The following is a 16,555-nucleotide window of genomic DNA, read 5'->3' as shown; positions in this document are numbered from 1 at the left end:
TGAAAACCAGACAATATTATAAAGACCTTCTGCGAGACGCCCAGGATCTCATCAGGAAAGGACTTTTCCAAGAAGCACGATCAATCCTCGATACACTGCTTAGCGAGGCTGACGCGATGGCAGAAGCCCTCGGAGCAAGAACTTCGCTAGGTCTGCCAAGGCAATTGCAATCCGTCCTGCTAAAGCTCGCCAAATCCGAAGCAGATCCCATCCGGAAGATCAGTTATCAATATCATTTGGTGCCACCGCCGGAAATCATCGCAAAACATGTGAAATACAATGCGGACGAGCGCCGCATAATGGCTGCGGCCATGACTTTGCCGGTGCCGCGCGTCATCCACCAGATCTGGATCGGAAAGAAGCCGGTACCGGTGACGGTCGAGGCTTGGAGAGAACATGCCGACCTTCACGGCTACCGCCATCGCCTCTGGCGCGAGGAGGACTTGCGCGCTGTCGGCGCATATGAAAATGCGATCTTCAAGGGAATGCTGGAGGCTGGCGATTATCCAGGCGCCGTCGATGTCGCGCGTTACCTGATCCTCGACCAAATCGGCGGAATTTATCTCGACTGCGACTGGTACCCGGCGCAGCGCGGCGCAACTTTTCACGATCACCTGCAGTTGACCGGACTCGGCGCTTTTGCCGAGGATATCCCGCGCAATACTGGCGCAGGCGTCGCGCTGCTGGCCAATTCCTTCATTGCAGCACCGCCCAGCCATCCCGTCTTCTCCAAGATGATCGAAGCTCTGACGGGTATCCGCGCCGAATTGCCTGGCGCACCGGCCTGGTGGACGACGGGACCGCTGCTCTTCACGGTCGCAGCCCGCTCAACCGCAATAAATCTCGCCCCCGCCGATTTTGTTGCCGCCAGCGCCCCTGCCGCCGCGACCTTGGAGGAGGTTCGGCAATTGGCAGCTAGAGCCGAAAACACAACGTCCGGACTGCTGATTGCCTGGAAACCGTGGTGACTGAACTTTTGCGGCCGATCAGTGCTGTGCTGTCCGGACGATCTCCTCGCTACGCATCCAGCGGCACCCCGGGTGTCCGCGCGTAAGCTCAAACAGCGTTTCAAGAAAGCGCCAGGCGGATGCATCATGCACTAGGTGATGGCTCAGGATGCCGATCGTATCGAGCGGATGCCCGCTTAACTCCCCGATCCTTCGCAGAACCTCCCCAAACAGCAAGTCCTCCGACCGCCCTCCTCTGGTGCCGTGCCAGTCGATAATGTCGATATGAGTATTCAAAAGGGGAATGCGGCCGTTTCCATTTTCCCTGCCGAATGTCGAAAGCGCCTGAATGCCGAGAGGCGGCAGCGCTGGCAGCAAACCCCGATCGATACGGTTCCATGGCGGCACGAGCATGGGAAACGCACGCTCCCCGAACAGACCCTCCAAGCGCTTCCGACCTTGGTCGATTTCGGCCAGCACGACAGCAGGGTCCCGGTGCGATCCGAGTTCCTGCTTCTTCTCCCCTTCCGGGGCATGATTTTGATGGCTCCAGCCGTGTACGGCCACGGTCACCAAAGGCTCATCCTCGAGCCTCGCAGAGAGGGATTGTCCGGCACCTGCCGGAATCACGGCGAGCGTGACTGGAACGTCGTTCTCGGCGGTGAGCTCGAGCAACTGCTCAAGCGGATTTGTCGGCTCGGTCGCATCGTCGTCCCGCAACCAGAACGTAATAGGCCGGTTGTTTTCGGCGGCGCGGTCGAGAGCCCGCACTAGGAGATCCCTGGTCATGAAGAGGCTCCGATATATCTTGCCAGAATGTCCTGCAGCCTGATGGCTGCACGATCAACCGAACGCTCGTTGCTGGCGAACCGGCGCGCCTCGACCGCCATAGCCTGCCTCTCCGCTCCGGAAGTTAAAAGGCGCTCGATCGCAGCCGCGTAAGCGCTCACATCACCGGCGCTCATCAGCAGACCCGTGCGCCCGCTGACGACAACTTCGGGGACGCCGGCGGTTTCTTCCGCAATCACAGGCAGGCCGGCAGCCTGCGCCTCCAGATAGGCCAAGCCGTAGGCCTCGCCGTGTCCGGGCCAGACATAAAGCGAGGCAGCCGACAGCAGTTCGGCGATTTCGTCGGCGGTCTTGACACCATGCCAGCGGATTCGCTCCGGCGTGAGGAATCCGAAAGCTACTTCGACCTCGGCTCGCGCTGGCCCGTCGCCGATTACATCCAGCGTCCACGGGAGATGCTGGAGAAGACGAAGGCTTTCGGCGAGCGTGCGGTAACTGTCGAGCTTGTCGCCCGGCCGCATCATGGCGACAGTGATCAGGCGAAAAGGCTCGGGCCTTGGTTCATGAACCAGAAATGGGGCTGGATCGATGAATGCCGGCAAGCGTTCGAACCGACCTTGCGGAGCGACGGCACGAAGGCCTCGCTCATCCCGACCGGTGAAACAAAGATTCACGGCCGCCATTTGGACCGCGCTCAATACAGCCTCCTGGCTGAGCACCCAAGCGCCTTCATTGCGCCGCAACGAGTAGGAGGCTTCTGCGGTCACATAAGGCAGTCCAAAATGCTGACAGAGCGCCGGACCGAGCAGATCGGGGGCCTTGTAATAGGGGTGATAACAGAACCACAGATCGGGCTGTCCGCCGGAAGTCCATCCTTCTTCCAGCCGCGCAATCTCGGCTTGAGCGGCCTGCCGTCGCTCTGCAAAACTGGAGTTGCTTGCGGTCGGCATGAAGGAACGAAATTCTGAAGCGATCTCGATATCGTAGCCGGCAAGAGTGAGCGCCTGGATGAGCAGGCGCGCCATCAGTCGATCACCTGAAGGGACAGGATGACCGGGGGGCTTCAAGGGTGAATAGAAGGCAATTTTCATAAGCGGACAATGACGAATGCGTGAGGGATCAGGCAAAGACTTGTATCAAGGCATAGCCAAACTTAAGTCACCGTCCGACCTTTCGATCACACTTGACACATTGGGACTTCTCTCTCAACTGTCGGCACTTCCCATATGCTGCGGAGCCAATCCTGAATGCTTGATACCACACATTCTTCCAAGCTCATGGCCGCTATTCGCGCGAAGACCGCAAAGGCGGGGGTGATCGGGCTCGGTTACGTGGGATTGCCGCTTGCCATGGCGTTTTCCCGTGCCGGCTTCAAGGTCATGGGCTTCGATATCGATCCCGGCAAAATTACCGCCATCGAGGAGAATCGCAGCTATATCGAGGCTGTACCAAGTGAAGTCCTCGCCGTGGAGCGCGAGGCCGGTCGCTTCGCCGCGACATGCGATTTCGACCTCCTCGGCGACTACGACATCATTGCGATTTGCGTGCCGACGCCGTTGACTGCCAATCGCGATCCGGATCTCTCCTTCGTGGAGAAGACTGCACGCTCCATCGCTGCTACGTTGCGCCCCGGTCAGCTCATCGTTTTGGAATCCACCACCTATCCGGGCACGACCGACGAAATCGTCAAACCTATTCTGGAATCGAAGGGCCTGACGAGCGGCATCGATTTCTACCTCGGCTATTCGCCGGAGCGGGAAGACCCGGGCAACCGGAATTTCCAGACTTCCACCATCCCAAAAGTGGTTTCAGGCGACGGCGACATTGCCAGCGCATTGATGTCGGCCTTCTACGGCTGCATTGTCAGTTCCGTCGTGCCCGTCTCCAGCAATGCCACAGCCGAGGCCGTCAAACTCACGGAGAATATCTTCCGGGCTGTCAACATCGCGCTCGTGAACGAATTGAAGCTCGTTTACGAAGCAATGGGAATAGACATCTGGGAGGTGATCGAAGCAGCAAAAACAAAGCCCTTCGGCTTTATGCCTTTCTATCCCGGTCCCGGTCTGGGGGGACATTGCATTCCCATCGACCCCTTTTACCTGACCTGGAGATCCCGCCAGTTCGAACAGCCGACGCGCTTCATCGAACTCGCAGGCGAAATCAATACCGCAATGCCCCGCCATGTTGTCAGCAGGCTTGCCGAAGCGCTCGACATGCGGTCAGGAAAGGCGCTCAGCCGGTCAAATGTGCTGATCATGGGGCTTGCCTACAAGAAGAACGTCCCGGATATCCGGGAAAGCCCGTCACTTCGCCTGATTGAGCTGATTGAGGCACGCGGCGGGAAAGCATCGTTTTACGATCCTCACGTAGCCGAGATTCCCTCGACTCGGGAGCATGCAGCACTTCGTGGTCGGAAAACGGTAACGTGGAATGAGCAGACGGTTCGCGCCTTCGATGCGGTGGTTGTCGCGACCGATCACGATGCGGTCGATTATGCGGCACTTGCCGAATGGTCGACACTGATCATCGACACCCGAAATATCTTCACCCGCTGCGGAATTGTGTCAGAAGCAATTGTAAAGGCCTAGATCACAATATGAGCCGCTTGGATATTTTTATAAGCCGCATGATCGCGCAGCGCGATATCCTGAATTATATTCAGGCTAACGGCCTATTGCCTGCGGCAGGTGCAGTGCTCGAGGTCGGTCTCGGTAATGGCCGCAGCTACAGCCATCTTCGAGAGCTGTTTCCTAACCGGCGGATCATCGCATTCGACCGCCATCTCGGGGCACATCGAACAATTCTGCCGGAACCGGAAGATTTCGTCATGGGGGAAATTCGAGAAACCGCGGCCGGTTTTATCGGCTTCGATGCGGCACTCGCGCATGCGGATATCGGCACCGGATATCCGGAAAAGGACGCGATCATCATCACGTGGCTGCCGGAACTGATGGCCGGAATGCTGATTTCCGGCGGCATTGCGGTCAGTGGGCTTCCGCTCGATCATCCGCATCTCCGTCCGCTTCCACGGCTACCTTCAGTGGAAAAGGGGCGGTATTTCTTCTATCAACGCGCCTAAAGGCGCCCCAACGCATCAGTTGGCGTTGGATGTAACGTGTTCAAACAAACTGGTGAGCTTTGACGGTATCAAGTTCGTCGGCCGTGTGCCGAAGCCGTTCCGCAAGCGTGCGGGTCACCCGCATCGTCATGTTCGGGCTGTCGTGGATGATCCGCGAGAAACAATCCTTGTTGATCTTGAGAGCCTCTACATGCGTGAGTGCCTTGGCGGTATTGGTGCGCTCGCCCTCGCAAAGGAGGCATATTTCGCCGACCACTGAATTAACGCCATTCTCGCGAATTTTCGTCTGGCCCGCGGGGGTCTCGAGCACGGTTTCCACCGTACCGCTGAGAATGACATAAGCAGAATCGCCGCCATCGCCCTGCTTGAAAAGTTTCTGCCCCGGCTCGTAGCTCACGCGTTCGGACGCAAAGGCCAAGAGTTTCAGTTTGCAACCATCAAGGTCTGCAAAATAGGGCAATTTCTTCAGTAACTGCACTTCCTCACATAGCAACATCGCCGCCACCAATCGGATGCTATCAGATGATCGTTAGGCCACCAGTGCCTTGAATATACCACTTTCTTCCCGAAGTGTCTCGTACAAACCATCCTCCACAATTTCGCCGTTGTCAAACATAACCACTCTTTCAAACAATTTGGAAAGAGAAATGTTCGACAAGACCCATACGATTGTCGGATTGTTCTCCTGCTGGCGCAGATAGGTCAGGACATCGTTCACGATCTCCTCCTGCAGACGCCTTTCCTGGCCAGGCAGGGGCTTGTTGAAGATATAGAAATCCGAGCGACGGATAAGGGCACGTGCCAAATTGAGCTTCTGCCGCTGAACCAGCGTCAACCGCCGGCCACCAGCACCGATGTCGAACTCCAAGCCGACGCGCAGGAGCTGATGATAAAAGCCACGCTCCCGTGAAACTCGCGCTGCTATATTTCGGATTTCACTCGGAGCATCGGCATTTCGGTTGGCGATCTTGCCGAACAGGATGTTTTCCTGAAGGGTCGCATAGGACATATACCCATCTGGATCGTAGTGCTCGATCAATCCTCTGAGATGGGCCGGCAGTTCGGCGAAGAAAATCTCGCGTGCGCCGACGATCTTTTCTCTGAGATCATCATGCAGCACGCCAAGGCGGTATCGCGGTTCGATATACTCGAGCGTCAAACGCACCACGGCGCGCTCCTCCTCCGCCGATAGGGCGTGGGAGCGGCGCGTTCCCAGCTTCTGCAAGACCTGTTGATAATAGACGATATCGTCAGCGGTCAGGAACGGCACCTGGTTGAAGAAGGGGTGATCGGGGGGCAGGCCGGAAAAGATTTCCACCATATTGCCGGCAATGGTGAGGCCGGTGTCGACGAAAGCTCTGAGAAGACCAACCTTGGCCAGCGCGGTATAGAAGTGGTCACTGTCGAGCAGGGCGCTCGTCTTGTCGAGCGGCTGCAAGGTCTTGCCGAACAGCAGATTCTCTCCCACCGTCGCCTCTTTATTGTAGACTTGAGGCTCGAACGGCACGATCAGGCCAGAGCGACCCGTGCTGCGGATCTCGTTGTGAAGCGCATGACGCATCGCAACAACGTCAGCCACAAGCTGAGGATTTGATTGCGCATCCAGCGTGGAATGAAGTGCGAACTGTAAGATATCATCAGTCAGTTGCACCTTGTCGAGCGCGGCGAGGAGCGAATTCTTTATGTCGCTCTTATCGCCATTATCGCTGATCGATGTTGTACGGTGATCAACCCAACTGGCTCGAACGTCGAAATCCGGATTGGAAGCCATTTGGGCTTCGCGAATTTCCCAGCGCCGTTGGTTCGCGGCATCTCCCTCATATTGGGCGGGCTCCACGGGGGCATGTTTCAAGCCGTAGAGAAGATTGTCCTTGAGGCTACCGTGGAAGAAGTAGGTGTCCGCCGATACGTAGGAGACGCGCCTTCCCGCGATCGATTCCGGAAGTTCCAGAATATCATGGTCACCCAGGAAAATCTTGCCGGACGTCGGCCAGACCTGTCGTCCAAAAGCTTCCGCCAATGCCTCCGCACCACGCCCGATATTATCGGCCATGGCCACGGACTCCCCTCGCGCCAGCCGGATCGACGCACCATTTAATACCCTGACGCCGCCTTCGTCCTCTATGACCAAATTTATCGCGGCCAGTTGTTCGCCGCTATATGGTTGACCTACGGAGGCAATTGCATGGGTCGCCGGGTCGATCAGATCATCAAACTCGAAATAGTCTCGGACCTGCTCGTACTTCACCTGCACATCCTGGCGCGCCTGATCCCAGTCGATCAGTTCCTTGAGCGGGCTTGGAAGATCCTTGTAAGCATTGATAACGGCGACAAGCTGACCGACGTCCAGCGATCCTCGCAACGCGAAGTAGCCGCCGATGAGATAGAAAAAGAAAGGCGTCAGCTGCGCAAGGAAGTTGTTCAGAAATTTGACGAGGAACTTCCACTGGTAGATGTCATAGCGGATCTTGAAGATCTGACCAAGTCGATTGGCGACATCCGCACGCTCATAGTTCGAAGTATCGTAGGCATGGATCGTACCGATGCCTTCCACGACTTCGCCCACCTTGCCGGCCAGATGCCTGGCGGTAATCTGCCGCTGACGGCCAAGTTCGATCAAGCGCCGGCGCATCCGTGGAATAATGATCACCTGCACAAGCACCATGACCGCAGCGACCAGTCCGAGCCAGAAACTCTGGAGCAAAATGAACAGCATGGCTGCCACGGCCTGTCCACCCAGCATAGCTGGCTGAACGAAGGCATCGCCGGTGAAGCCGCCAAAGGGTTCCACTTCATCCTTGATCATGCTGGCGATTTCAGCGCCGTGGATATTCTTGATGCGGCGCGGCGGAAAGCGCAGCACCCGATCAAAGAGTTCAAAGCGGATGCGGCGGAGCAAGCGCTCACCAAGCCGTCCCTTGTAGGTATTGATATAATATTTGAAGAAGTTATTGATGATGACGAGCGACAGAAATCCGCCACTCAAAGCAATCAGTGTCTGCATACGCCCGAGCTGGAAGCCTTCGAACGTATAGATCGATCCGAGCAGCGGCAGACCTATATCAAATTCCATAAAAGGCTGAGTCGCGTTCGGAGTCTCGAACCCAGCACCCTGGATAGGTCCATTGATGATCTGCTTTGGCAGATCGAGCGACAAAAAATAGGGTATCATTGAAACCAATACGACAATCAGGACCCAGATCTGCTGAGGCCGGGTGTGGTTCCAAATGTAGCGAAGCAGATTCTTTTCCATTATTTCTTCACAGGTACGCTAAAACCGGGTCCGGGTTGTATATCCCCTGGCTAACTTTGCGGATGCGCGCTGCAGGCCGAATGATGGGGTGCAGAGATGAAGTTCAAATTGCGTAAGAAAACCCCATTCACGTGTTTGTGGCGGCTCCCCCAGTCAATTCCTCGAATCTAATATAGTATGCGAGCCTCAGGGTTCCATCAATTGGATTCACAGACGCGACATTTTTTGGATTTCCTCAACGCTTCGGCCTCGCCTTGCCCCGATCATCGATCGACGTGGCCCGGCATCCGAAGACTGGATCGGAGATTCAATTGACAGGCACAGCCGGGTAAAAGGATCAGCACCAGCCCCATATGGCAAGGAACTGTCCGATTTATCAGAAAAGCACCACACTTCTGCCTGAAGTCAGGCGGCGACGGCCATAGGCAGGTCGCACCCACCGCCCCGATGAACATGGTCCGAAATCGGCTAACGATTGACTATCCGGCAGTATTCCGCTTGCTTCAAAACATCTTCGCAATTCGGTGAGCGAATGAAATCGTCATAGTAAAGCGACCAGACGTCAGGAGCGCCATCGCGATACGGGCCGAATTTGAAATATTGGTTATTTCCGAGGCCTCCATCGGAATGGCCAATCGCACCTTTTACCGAAACGATCCATTTGCCGTTGGCAAAAACCTCAAGATGACCGGTGCCTTTGGGTCCCGGTTTGGAGAGCACCGCGAAATAAATCCAGCCTGAAGCGGGCTCCGGTATGGCGTTGCCTCGCTCGGTAACTGAGATTTTCTCCGTGCAACTCGTGAACCGATCCGCATCGGCCGCTTTCCAATCCGGCGGTCGTACCACAAGTGCGCGCATTTGATTTGTTTCGGGCCGAAGCCACACGGGCGTCGCGCCATCGGGGCATACCCCGTTCTGCGGTGAGCTCACGAGGTCCGGGTGGTAATTCGTTTCAACGGTTACGAAAATCTTGCCGCCACTGAAGCGGAACGCCAGATACGGGCTGAAATCGCCCTGTGCCTTCGGTCCGATTTCCCTCTTCCATTGGGCGATAAGATAGCGGTGGTCATCTGCTGGAATAGGGTCTGCAAATTTGACCGCAAACCCATACCAAACGGGAATCTCATAAGGGACGCGCAACGGCGTCCTTTCCCAAATCTCTGCCCGCTCGCTACAGCCTGGATCGCTGGCCGGGCACAGGGAACGGACGCTCAACTTCAGTGCACCAGAGCCACTCCGCCTGACCTTGGTTTGAAATTCAGCCGTACCAGCGGCCTGTTCGCTGTTTTCCCGATAGTAGAGGCCGCCTTCCTCGGTAAAACCTGACGAGTCGAACCCGTCGTGCAATATCCGCGAAGCCGAGTCCTTAGCCTGGGCTGCCGGGGAACCCAGGCAAAAGATTAGCATCGATGCTGCGATCAACATTCCTCGAAGATGCTCGGCCATGAAACCCCACCCTGCTCCATCGTCGCAATTTATTTGAGCAAGCCCCTTCAAAAAGCAAGATGAAACACTGGATTGTGATGTGAAATGGGGCTCAGAAGGGGGCGTTCGACGAGAAATCTCCGGCCGGACAGCAGCCCCGGAGACATATTGAAAGTGTGTGCGATCTTGGACGATGTCCGGCTCTGGTGCATTCTGCATGAACGGGAGAGGAGCCGTTGATCTCAGCGAGAGAATTTGCGAGCGCCGGCAACGCATAAAACAGTGGCAAGCGTGGCGACGACCATCATGGCGCTCACCTCTTCATGCAGAAGACCGAAGGCCAACAGCAGGCCGAAGAACGGTTGAAGCAGTTGCAACTGCCCCACAGCCGCAATGCCTCCCAGTGCGAGACCGCGATACCAGAACACAAAGCCGACGAGCATGCTGAAGATGGACACATAGGCGAGCCCAATCCACGAAGCGATCCCGATGCCTTGCCAGGTATTCGGAAGAGTCGTCAGGGCAAATGCCGCCATAAGCGGCAGCGCGAGGATCAAGGCCCAGGAAATTACCTGCCATCCCCCCAAAGTCCGCGAAAGTTTCGCACCCTCGGCATAGCCGAGCCCGCAGACGACAATCGCAGCGAACATCAACAGGTCACCTGTGATCGATGCCTCTCCGTCAAATGTCAGAGCGAAACCGGTCACTATGGCGCTGCCCAGTCCTGAGAACAGCCAGAAGAGCGGATTGGGATGCTCCCCGCCTCGCAGGACTCCGAAGATGGCGGTCGCAAGAGGCAGAAGGCCAATGAATACGATCGAATGGGCTGACGTGATGTATTGCAACGCCAGTGCCGTCAGCAGCGGAAAACCGATGACGACGCCAATCGCGACCACCGCGAGCGACAGGAGATCGCCAACGGCCGGCCGGGACTGACGAAGTAAAAAAAGGAGCGCTGCTCCAAACATTGCGGCAATTACCGCTCGAGCCGATGTCAGGAACATCGGAGAAAAATCCGACACCGCGACGCGCGTCGCCGGGAGTGACCCGCTGAATATGATGACACCGAGGAGCCCGCTGCCCCAGCCTTCCATGGACGTTTTCATGGCACCTCACCTTCGCCCCGTCTGATACGCGCGAAACACTGGCGGAAACAGATACAGATCAGTACAATTTCGAATAACTGTATCAGCATGTAAGACAATACAATTGTTGGAGGCAGACCATGCCGCGCAATCACGCGGGAAACCGGACATCGCATGTCATGACAGCAATACGAACCAAGATTGCCGCCCGCACTCTTGCGCCGGGGGACCGCCTTCCTTCGATCCGAGGTTTTGCAGCCGCCATGGGCGTGTCACCTTCCACTGTGGTCGAAGCCTATGATCGTCTTGCTGCGGTAGGACTGATCCGGGCCCAACGAGGCTCCGGTTTTTATGTCTCCAACAGTGCTTTGCCGCCCCTGAAGCTGGCCGAGACGGAATCGCCGCAGACAAGGGCCGTCGACCCATTCTGGGTTTCGCGGCAGTCGCTTGATTCCGATGCCACGGTGTTGAAACCCGGTTGCGGCTGGCTTCCTGCTGACTGGATGCCGAATGAGGCGCTAAGGCGGGCCATCCGAAGCCTGGCGCGAAGCGACGACGATCTCCTTGCGTATTACGGCAGAACACGTGGCTCCCTGCAGCTGCGGCATCTCCTGCTGGCCCGTTTTGCAGTGGAAGGTATCCAAGCCACGCCGGATCAATTGATGCTGACAAGTACGGGAACGCAGGCGCTTGACCTGATCTGTCGCTTCCTGCTTCGTCCAGGCGACACCGTCATGATCGACGACCCCTGCTACTTCAATTTCCAGGCACTGCTGAAAGCCCATCAGGTGAAGATCATCGGCGCGCCTTACACGCCATCGGGCCCCGACGTTACGGCATTCGAAACTCTGCTAAGCGCCGAACGGCCGCGGGTCTATATCACCAATTCCGCGCTTCACAACCCAACGGGCGCGACGCTTTCGCCCCAGATCGCCCATCGTCTGCTGAACGCTGCGGCGCGCCATGAAACGACGATCATAGAGGACGACATCTTCGCCGATTTCGAGCCGGAACCGTCATCACGGTTGGCGGCGCTGGACGGATTGAACCGCGTCATCCGCATCGGCAGTTTCTCCAAGACGTTGTCGGCTTCGATACGCTGCGGATACATTGCATCTCGCCCCGATTGGATCGAGGGACTCCTGGATCTGCAGGTCGCCACCAACTTCGGGGGGCCCAGTCCGATCTGTACCGAACTGATTGCTCATGTTCTGGGAGGCGGCAGCTATCGCAAGCATATGGAAGAGCTGCGGCAGAAGCTCGTCCGGGCGCGCCGTGAGGCCGTGGATAAACTGCACCGGCTCGGCATCAAGCCCTGGCTTTCACCGCGGGGCGGTTTCTATCTTTGGTGTCAACTTCCAGATGGCCTGGATTCTACGCAGATCGCACAAATCGCACTTGCCGAGAACGTTATCCTGGCCCCCGGCAACGTGTTCAGCGTATCGCAAAGTGCCGGCCGTTTCATGCGCTTCAACGTCGCCCATACACTGGATCCGCGCGTTCATCGAATCCTTGAAGATGTGCTGCGGAAAGCTGGTCAATAAATTGTCAGCCTGTCTCACCGCCAACGTCAGCGAACCCTTTCCGCCCCGGATGAATGAAGTGGGTGCGGCCGACGCCTCATGCGGCTCCATAGGTCAATGCCGCTCAGGTAATGCCAATGCCCCCTTGCGTAATACTGAAAACCTGTTAAACGTTTCACAGTTAAACGTTTAACATCGAGGATTCGGTGACGCGCAGACGAGCAACATTGAAGGAAGTCGCGGAACGGGCGAGGGTCTCGATTGCCACCGTCTCGAACGTCTTCAGCGGCCGCAAGCCGGTGAATGATGATTTGCGCGAGAGGGTCGAAAAGGCGGCAAAGGAACTTTCCTTCCAAATCGACAGGGCGGCCTCGCAGCTAAAATCCGGAAAGGCCAGGGTTGTCGGCGTGCTGGTGCCGGATCTCGATGATACCTTCTTCACCTCGCTCATCTCGCGCATCGAGGTGATGGCTCTGAAGGACGGCTATGATGTCATTGTTGCAAGCTCGCGTGATGACCGGCAGTTGGAGGAGTCACGGCTGCACACACTGCTCGGCTGGCGGCCTTCGGGCATTATTGCTGTGCCGTGCTCGGATACGGTGCCGGATATTCTCGTCCGCGAAGTAGTGCATTTGCCGATCGTGCTGGTCGACCGCGTAATCGCGCAGGAAGCCGTCGCCGACACGGTGACGATCGACAATTTCGAGGCGGGCGAGATCGCCGGTCGCTATCTGGTCGAGATGGGTCATTCCGACATCGTGCTGGCGGCATCAGATCTGGATGTCGCGCCGATCCGCGAACGCGTCCGTGGCGCCGTTTCCATCGTGCAGAAGCTGATCGGCAGGGAGCCGGAGGCGGTCGCGCTGGGTTCGAATGCCGAGCGCGGCGCCGAACTCTTCGCCCATTGGCTCGAGCGACATCCGCTGCCGTCAGCGGTCTTTGCGCTCACGAACGTCACGACGCTTGCTGTTCTGACCGCACTTGCCCGGCAGAAGATCGATATTCCCGATCAGGTCTCGATCATCGGCTTCGACGACTACACCTGGATGAGCGCCCGCAAGACGGCACTGACCGCGATCCGCCAGCCGGTGGACGACATTGCCCGCGTTGCATGGGAGCGGCTGCTGCTGCGCATGGAGGGAGACGTCTCCGAACCGACGCCGAGTATTCTGCACACCAGCCTGCAGGTTCGGGATTCGACCCGCCGACTGATGCAGCCGGCAGATGGTGAAACGGCTCAGGGGACCGGCGAGCCGCCGGCCGGAAATGCCGCGAAGGAGCGGCCGAACAGCATCCATTAGGCGCGTGAGGAGAGTGCGCGCCGCACTGAAATGTCCGCATGGGAGGGACTTTTTTGCGTCTGAACAAGATTACCGAAGCGCTGCCATTCCTCGCGCCGGTACAGATACTGATCCTCAGCGTCATCGTCATTCCGTCGCTCTATGTCGTGTGGCTGAGCCTGAACGCGTCCAGCTTCGGGCAGTCGGCGACCTTCGTAGGGCTCGATAACTACATCAGGGTGCTCACCGATCCGGCCTTTCTGCTGGCGCTTGGCAATACGGTCTTGATCGTCATCTTCGCCGTGCATCTGGAACTGGCGCTCGGGCTTGGAATGGCACTGCTTTTTGCAAGCGGCCTGCCCTTCCGGCGCGTCCTGCTTGTCGCTGTGCTGGCGCCTTATGCCGTGAGCGAAGTCATCGCGGTTGCCATGTGGCGCTTCCTCTTCGACCCCGACGTCGGTCCGGTCACGGCCATGCTGACCTGGCTCGGTCTGCCGATGCTCGACTGGTCCTTCGAGCCGTCGCATGCGCTCATTATGATCGGTCTCCTGACGATCTGGCTGCACCTGCCCTTTACCTTCATCATCCTTTATGCGGCGCGTCTAGCGATCCCGAAGGATCTTTACGAGGCTGCGCGCATCGATGGCGCCACGGCCTTCGATGCCTTCCGCAGAGTGACGATGCCGCTTCTCGGTCCGGCAATCGTGGTGGCGCTGCTCTTCCGCTACATCTTCGCCTTCCGCATTTTTTCGGAAGTCTGGCTGATGACCCAGGGCGGACCGGCCCGTTCGACCGAAGTGGTCGCGGTCTACCTCTACCAGGAGGCTTTCAGCTTCAACGCTTTCGGTACGGCAGCCGCCACCGCCTGGATCATGGTGCTCGCATCGCTGCTTCTTGCGACCGGTTATGTGTTCCTTCTTCGCAAGCAGGTGGCCGGCAATGCGCACTGATAAGCTCGCCATCGGCCTCGGAAAAACGGTCGCAGTCGCGGTGATTCTCGTTTGGTCGCTCTTCCCGATCGCCTTCATCCTCATGTCGTCCTTCAAGCCGGGACAGGACATTTTCGCGGTGCCGCCGAAATTTGTCTTCTCTCCGACCATCCAGCACTATGTCCAACTCTGGAACGGCTGGGGCGTGTTCTTCGGCGGACTTCTAAACAGCACCATCATCACGGCAGGTGCTACCGTTCTCGCAATCACCACCAGCACGGCGGCCGGGTATGTCTATTCGCGCTACAGCAGCCGGATGCTGAATGCGAGCGTGATGTTCCTGATCATCGTGCGCCTCATCCCACCGATCGTCGTGACATTGCCGCTCTTCCCGATCATCAACGCAATCGGCTTGAACGATACGCATATCGTCCTGATGGTGCTCTACGCGACCTTCTTCGTGTCGCTCGGCACGGTGCTGATGCGCACGTTCATCGACCAGATCCCGCGCGAACTGGACGAGGCGGCGCAGATCGATGGCGCGGGGCGTCTCACGATCCTTCGGCGGGTCATTGTGCCGCTTGCTGCACCGGGCATCCTGGCGGTGGCTGTCTTCGTCGTCGTGTTCGCCTGGAACGAATTCCTGTTCGCCTTCATCTTCACCGCGACGCGAGCCAAGACCGCACCGCTGGTAATCTCCGAAATGATCGGATCGATCGACGGGGTCGACTGGGGCGTGCTGTTTGCCGCATCCACCGTTCAGCTCATCCCCGTTCTGCTCTTCGTCATCTTCATGAACCGCTATCTGGTGGCCGGCCTGACTGCCGGCGCGACCAAAGGCTGATCACTGTCTGAAAGGGAGGAAAATCATGTCAGACAAGGTATTCACGAACATTACACGTCGCGGGTTTCTCGGAACCGCGCTGGGCGGAGCGGCCATGTTAGCCGCCGGGCCATCCTTTGCCGCCGGCAAGACGCTCAACGTCCTGAGCCACAAGGTGCACCAGACCGTGCTCGGCTCCGGCGACGGCGATCTCCTTAAGGATTGGCGTTCCGGCAATGATGCGGACATCGTCTGGACGACATTCGACTCCAACCCGTTGCAGGATCGCCTCTTCCGCGAGGCGAGCCTCAATACTACCGACTTCAATGTCGGCTATATCGTCGACAACCGGCCGACCAAGCAGATCGCGGCCATGTTCGAGCCTCTCGACAGCTACCTGGAGAAGGATGCGATCGAGGACTTCGGCGACATCGCTCCAGGTCTCGTCCAAGGCATGACTGTTGATGGCAAGCTGATCGGCATTCCGGTCCGCCACGCGACCCAGGGCTTATTCTACAACGAGGCGCTTCTGGAAGAGCAGGGCATCAGCGCGCCGCCGACCACGCTGGAGGAACTGGTTGAACAGGCCCAGAGGCTCACCTTTACCTCCAAGGCCGGCACACCGGTTGCGGGTATGGTGCTCGCGAGCGATCTCGCCGTCTTCCCGGTCATGTTCGCACGTGCTTTCGGCGGTGATTTCATCAACGCGAAATTCGAGTTGCTGCCGAACCCGGAAGCGATGGAAAAGGGCCTGACGGTTCTGCGAAAGATGTTCGAGAGCGGTGCCCTGCCACGCAGCTATGCGACTACCAAGAACGACGACCAGGTAACCTGGCTGCAGCAGGGGCGGGCCGCCTTTACGGTGCTGCCCTTCGCCCGAAATGCGCAATTGAACAACAAGGAACAGAGCAAGTTCCCAGGCAAGATCAAGGCGATCGAGTTCCCGATTTCGAGCGATCTCAAGGGCAAGGTGCCGATGTCTTCTATCGTCGAGGCCTGGGGCATGGTCATCCCGGCGAATTCCAAGGACAAAGAATTATCCTGGAAGTTCATCAAGGAAGTCTCCAGCAAGCGCGTGACGCTCGGCATGGCCAGGAACGGCAACGGCCCGGTTCGCGTCTCGACCTATGCGGACCAGTCCTTCGTGAATAATCCGGTTGCCGCCGTCGAGGCCGAGGTTTTGAAGAATGCCCGCGGCGCCTTCCCGCCTTTCCCGGAAGCGGCGCGCGCCCAATCGATCTTTCTCGAAGAGGTGCAACTCGCCGTCCTCGGCCGCAAGGAGATCAAGGAGGCGGTCGCCTCCATCGCCACGCGCGTGAAACCGCTCATGCAGGCCTGAAGTTTCTAAACACCGTCCGGGCGTTCTACGCCCGGACGGGCGATATCGCCGGAACCGCACGAATGACACGGACCTTCGGGTCC

General features: G+C 57.9%; 14 protein-coding genes. 8 read left to right on the top strand and 6 right to left on the bottom strand.

What is annotated here, in order from left to right; genetic code table 11:
* The first annotated feature begins 299 nt into the window (after positions 1-299).
* Positions 300-968 carry a glycosyltransferase gene (locus JL39_RS15205; protein WP_161784765.1) on the top strand — a complete coding sequence of 223 codons (669 nt, stop codon included), beginning with the start codon at positions 300-302 and terminating at the stop codon, positions 966-968.
* Between the two features lie 18 nt (positions 969-986).
* Here the strand turns inward: JL39_RS15205 and JL39_RS15200 are convergent, their stop codons facing one another.
* Together JL39_RS15200 and JL39_RS15195 are read right to left on the bottom strand one after the other, a co-directional pair.
* On the bottom strand, positions 987-1,736 hold the full coding sequence (locus tag JL39_RS15200) for a polysaccharide deacetylase family protein (RefSeq protein ID WP_037152070.1): 750 nt from the start codon (positions 1,734-1,736) through the stop codon (positions 987-989).
* Positions 1,733-2,827 carry a glycosyltransferase family 4 protein gene (locus JL39_RS15195; protein WP_037152068.1) on the bottom strand — a complete coding sequence of 365 codons (1,095 nt, stop codon included), beginning with the start codon at positions 2,825-2,827 and terminating at the stop codon, positions 1,733-1,735. The genes JL39_RS15200 and JL39_RS15195 overlap by 4 nt, the downstream gene beginning before the upstream one ends.
* Before the next feature lie 156 nt (positions 2,828-2,983).
* Here JL39_RS15195 and JL39_RS15190 point away from each other — a divergent pair, with 156 nt between their 5' ends.
* The gene (locus JL39_RS15190) at positions 2,984-4,324 is read left to right on the top strand and encodes a nucleotide sugar dehydrogenase (RefSeq protein ID WP_037152067.1); all 1,341 of its coding nucleotides are present in this window, start codon (positions 2,984-2,986) and stop codon (positions 4,322-4,324) included.
* Between the two features lie 8 nt (positions 4,325-4,332).
* Complete coding sequence (locus JL39_RS15185) at positions 4,333-4,815, top strand: class I SAM-dependent methyltransferase (RefSeq protein WP_037152065.1); 483 nt, start codon at positions 4,333-4,335, stop codon at positions 4,813-4,815.
* A 40-nt stretch (positions 4,816-4,855) separates the two neighbouring features.
* Here JL39_RS15185 and JL39_RS15180 read toward each other — a convergent pair whose 3' ends face one another.
* From JL39_RS15180 to JL39_RS15165, 4 genes are all read right to left on the bottom strand, one after another.
* Entirely contained in the window at positions 4,856-5,311 is a 456-nt protein-coding gene (locus JL39_RS15180) for a Crp/Fnr family transcriptional regulator (RefSeq protein WP_037152063.1), read from the bottom strand.
* 33 nt (positions 5,312-5,344) lie between these two features.
* A complete protein-coding gene (locus JL39_RS15175; protein WP_037152061.1) occupies positions 5,345-8,068 on the bottom strand; it encodes an ABC transporter transmembrane domain-containing protein in 2,724 nt (907 codons plus the stop codon).
* Positions 8,069-8,536: 468 nt separating this feature from the next.
* On the bottom strand, positions 8,537-9,475 hold the full coding sequence (locus JL39_RS15170) for a polysaccharide lyase (RefSeq protein WP_244446902.1): 939 nt from the start codon (positions 9,473-9,475) through the stop codon (positions 8,537-8,539).
* Between the two features lie 260 nt (positions 9,476-9,735).
* A complete protein-coding gene (locus tag JL39_RS15165; RefSeq protein ID WP_037152059.1) occupies positions 9,736-10,599 on the bottom strand; it encodes a DMT family transporter in 864 nt (287 codons plus the stop codon).
* A gap of 119 nt (positions 10,600-10,718) precedes the next feature.
* Here JL39_RS15165 and JL39_RS15160 point away from each other — a divergent pair, with 119 nt between their 5' ends.
* From JL39_RS15160 to JL39_RS15140, 5 genes are all read left to right on the top strand, one after another.
* Positions 10,719-12,122, top strand: a complete 1,404-nt coding sequence (locus JL39_RS15160; protein WP_037152057.1) for a PLP-dependent aminotransferase family protein — start codon at positions 10,719-10,721, stop codon at positions 12,120-12,122.
* A 185-nt stretch (positions 12,123-12,307) separates the two neighbouring features.
* Entirely contained in the window at positions 12,308-13,402 is a 1,095-nt protein-coding gene (locus JL39_RS15155; protein ID WP_081952854.1) for a LacI family DNA-binding transcriptional regulator, read from the top strand.
* 53 nt (positions 13,403-13,455) lie between these two features.
* Positions 13,456-14,331 carry a sugar ABC transporter permease gene (locus JL39_RS15150; RefSeq protein WP_244446895.1) on the top strand — a complete coding sequence of 292 codons (876 nt, stop codon included), beginning with the start codon at positions 13,456-13,458 and terminating at the stop codon, positions 14,329-14,331.
* Positions 14,321-15,154 carry a carbohydrate ABC transporter permease gene (locus JL39_RS15145; protein WP_037152053.1) on the top strand — a complete coding sequence of 278 codons (834 nt, stop codon included), beginning with the start codon at positions 14,321-14,323 and terminating at the stop codon, positions 15,152-15,154. The genes JL39_RS15150 and JL39_RS15145 overlap by 11 nt, the downstream gene beginning before the upstream one ends.
* A gap of 25 nt (positions 15,155-15,179) precedes the next feature.
* Positions 15,180-16,472, top strand: a complete 1,293-nt coding sequence (locus tag JL39_RS15140; RefSeq protein WP_037152051.1) for an extracellular solute-binding protein — start codon at positions 15,180-15,182, stop codon at positions 16,470-16,472.
* Positions 16,473-16,555: the final 83 nt, after the last annotated feature.

Source organism: Rhizobium sp. YS-1r, assembly GCF_000757525.1.
In the GTDB taxonomy this organism is placed as follows: Bacteria; Pseudomonadota; Alphaproteobacteria; order Rhizobiales; family Rhizobiaceae; genus Neorhizobium; species Neorhizobium petrolearium.
This window is presented reverse-complemented; position numbering and strand designations above follow the sequence as displayed.